This is a genomic window from Roseixanthobacter psychrophilus, assembly GCF_043195195.1.
Lineage (GTDB): Bacteria > Pseudomonadota > Alphaproteobacteria > Rhizobiales > Xanthobacteraceae > NCEH01.
In genome coordinates this window covers 1-3,159 of the sequence record NZ_JBAFWT010000100.1, presented here as the reverse complement: position 1 = coordinate 3,159, position 3,159 = coordinate 1, and the positions used below count along the sequence as shown (strand labels likewise).

At 67.1% G+C, this 3,159-nt stretch carries 3 protein-coding genes; 2 read left to right on the top strand and 1 reads right to left on the bottom strand.

The annotated features are described in order from the left end of the window. Positions 1-77 precede the first annotated feature (77 nt). On the top strand, positions 78-1,031 hold the full coding sequence (locus tag V5F77_RS28375) for a DUF1403 family protein (protein WP_429008404.1): 954 nt from the start codon (positions 78-80) through the stop codon (positions 1,029-1,031). A gap of 1 nt (position 1,032) precedes the next feature. Further along, positions 1,033-1,737, top strand: a complete 705-nt coding sequence (gene scpB, locus V5F77_RS28370) for an SMC-Scp complex subunit ScpB (protein WP_429008403.1) — start codon at positions 1,033-1,035, stop codon at positions 1,735-1,737. A 42-nt stretch (positions 1,738-1,779) separates the two neighbouring features. On the opposite strand, the gene V5F77_RS28365 is transcribed toward scpB, so the two are convergent. Then, positions 1,780-3,159, bottom strand: a 1,380-nt coding sequence (locus tag V5F77_RS28365; protein ID WP_429008402.1) for a recombinase family protein, incomplete at its 5' end; no start/stop codon positions are given.

The following is a 3,159-nucleotide window of genomic DNA, read 5'->3' as shown; positions in this document are numbered from 1 at the left end:
TTCTTATTCTCCGACAGAGCGTGCGTTTTTATGGGAAAAATGGAGACAAAAGCGCACAACGCGGTTAGGCTCTGCACATGGATCTCGCGCCGATTCCTACGCCCGCAGTACCCTGGCCCGTGCCAATCGTGCCCGGCTGGGCGGTGCCGCGCGGCCCGGTGGCGGACCCGGCCGAGGCCGCCTTCCTGGCCGGTGCGGCGTTGAATGCGTTGGATAATCTGGTGCATGCGGCGCCGCCCTGGGCCGGCGCCTGGCGCGCCCGGCTGGCGCTGACCTGTGCCGCCGCGGCCGCCCGCCAGGCCGGTCGGGCCGAGGACGAACACGCGCTGCGCGATGCCTGGGTGCTGCGTCAGCCGGACGACGATCCGGGGCCGGCCGGGCGCCTCCTGGCCGCCTGGCGGCGGCTCGCCGAGCGTTCCGCGGGCATGGACATCGCGGCGCTCCAATCGACGTGCGCGCTGATGGGCATCAGCTGGAGCTCTGGGTTGGCCGCACTTCCGGAAGAGATCGACCGGCAGCTGGCGACCGGCCGGCCGGCGCCGCTGGCGGCCGCGGCACTCGTCCGCGCCGTCGACACGGCGCAGCCCGGCGGTCGGCTGCTCGGCTGGTGGCTGGCCGACCAGGTGCTGGCGCTGCGGCTGCGCTGGCCGCTGCCGGTGCCGCTTTTGATGGCCGAAGCTGTCGCCGGCGGGCTGCGCCGGGCGGGGAGGGGAGGGGGCCTTTCTCCGGAAGGAGGCGGTCTCGATGCCGCCGTCTGTGTCGCCGTCGCGCACGGCGCCGCCCGGGCCTGCCGGCTGGCTGCCGAGATCGCGCCGCGTGCGGCCCGTCTGGAGGCGGTGGTGCCGAAGCTGCGCGCCAAGGGCGCCGGCGACGCCGTCCGGCTTCTGCTCGATGACGATGTCGTGCCCGGCACCCTGCAGACCGCCGCGCTCTCCCGCTTCGCGGCGCGCCGGCTGTTTGACCGGTTGGTCTCGCTTGGCGCCGTGCGCGAGCTGTCCGGCCGACCCAGCTTCAAGCTGTTTGGGCTTTGACATGGCTCGCCGCCCGCGCACTCCGGAACCCTTCGACACCGAGCTGGCGCACCTGCCGCCGGAGCTGCGTTGGCGCGAGTGGATGGGCCGCGTCGAGGCGGTGATCTTTGCTGCACCCGAGCCGGTACCGCGTGAGGTTCTCGCTGGGGTGGTCGGTCGCGACTGCAGCCTCGACCTCCTCATCGACGACATCCGCGCGGAACTGCGCGGCCGGCCCTATGAGCTGGTGGCGGTCGCCGGCGGCTGGCAGCACCGCACAAAGAAGGGGTTCGCCGGGGCGATCCAGGTCGCCACTGGGCTCGGCACGGAGGATCCCAAGCCGCTGTCGAAGTCCGAGCAACTGGTGCTGCTGGCGATCGCCTATTTCCAGCCGATCACGCGGGGGGAGCTTGGCCAGTTCTTCGGCAAGGAGATTTCCCGCGACACCATCGGTCACTTGCGCGGCCTCGACTTCATCGCCGCCGGGCCGCGCAGTCCCGTTCCCGGCGCCCCCTACACCTATGTCACCACAACGGGCTTTTTGAGCCACTTCGGCTTCGACACCCTGCGTGACCTGCCCGACATGGAAGCGCTCGAGGACGCCGGTCTGCTCAGCAAGGAGAAGCTATTGGCGGGGGATATTCCGATCGCACGGGGCGGGTTGGCTGAAGATGACGCCGAGGTCGATAGTGGCGAGCTCGATCCGCTAACCGATGCGCCGGACTGAGGGCAACTGCTTTGGAACGAAACAACTTTCATGCTTAGCCGCTCAGCCTGATATCAATATCGTTTCCACGAAGCGGTTCGAATCCCGCTCGGTCCGCCACTTCAGTCCCTGAGTGGGCACTGAGTTTACGCTGCTTTTTCCGGTGAGCGCCTGAAGTAGCCGCGACTTCGATCCCATGATCCGAACCTCGCCGTCCGCGACCTCGACGCGCTGGGTCAGCGCGCGCAGGTGATCGCGGCGGTAGCCGCCGCCTTCAAGGCGGATGCGCTCGCGGGCGGTCTTGGCGAAGGTGTGGGCCATTTGCGGGGTGATCGCCTTGGAACCGGAGTTGTCGAGCATGGCCTGGGCGCGCTCGGCGTCGAGCCTTGCCTGATCCCTGATAGCCTTGAGGCCGTCGATCCGATCCTTGAGCGCCGGATCGTCGATGTCGGCAACGCCTGCCTCGATAGCATCGTAGAGGCGCTTGAGGCGCAGTTCCGATTCGGCCGCGCGCTTGTTCAGTTCCGCGATGTGGTCCCGGCGGCGCTCGGATTGCTCCTGCCTGCGGTCGAGAACACTGGCGAGAATCATTTCCAGCCGCTCGGGCTGGAGAAGCTCGCTTTCGAGATGGTCGGCGACAAGATCGTCCAGCTTCTCCATCGGCACGGCCATGCCCTCGCAGGCGGTCGGCCCCTGACGGGCTTTCATGGAACAGGCGTAATAGCGATAGCGCCCGCCCTTGCCGGTGCGGATAGTCATGGCCCCACCGCACTTGGCGCAATGAATCAGCCCGGTGAGCATGGTCGGGCCGCTGATAACGGCGGAAGGGATGACCTTGGGGTTGCGGGCCTTGAGCAATGCCTGAACCGTGTCGAACGTCTCCCGGTCGATGATCGGCGGGACCGGAACCGTCACGATCTCGCTGACCGGCTTCAGTTCCTTGGTCTTGGAGCGCTTGTTGAACTCATGCTCGCCCATATAGGTGCGGCGGGTCAGGATGCGGTGAACCTGTCCGATGCCCCAGCGCCCGCCGTCGCGGGTGAAGATGCGGCGGCTGTTGAGATAGGAGACGATGTTCTTGACGCCCATCTGGCCGGTCGTGCCGTCGCCTTCCAGTGCGAGGCGATAGATCAGCCGCACCGTGTCGGCGTGGAACGGGTCGATCTCGAGCTTCTTCTTGGTCTTGGCTCCACGCTGCTCGGCCGCGACGACGCGATAGCCGATAGGAGGAAGCGAGCCGTTCCAGAAGCCTTGCCGGGCATTCTCCTTCAAGGCCCGCATGACGTGCTTGGCGTTTTCTTTCGACTGGTATTCGTCGAACAGGGCCATGATCTGGCGCATCATGACGTGCATGGGGTCGTCCCCCATTTCCTGTGTGATCGAGACCAGCTTGACGCCATTCTTCGCCAGCTTCCGGACGTAGAATTCAAGCTCGAAGTGGTC

Bases quoted from the DNA above. Each gene is read 5' to 3' on its own strand.
- V5F77_RS28375 (WP_429008404.1), top strand. From the start codon at position 78: ATGGATCTCGCGCCGATTCCTACGCCCGCAGTACCCTGGCCCGTGCCA.
- scpB (WP_429008403.1), top strand. From the start codon at position 1,033: ATGGCTCGCCGCCCGCGCACTCCGGAACCCTTCGACACCGAGCTGGCG.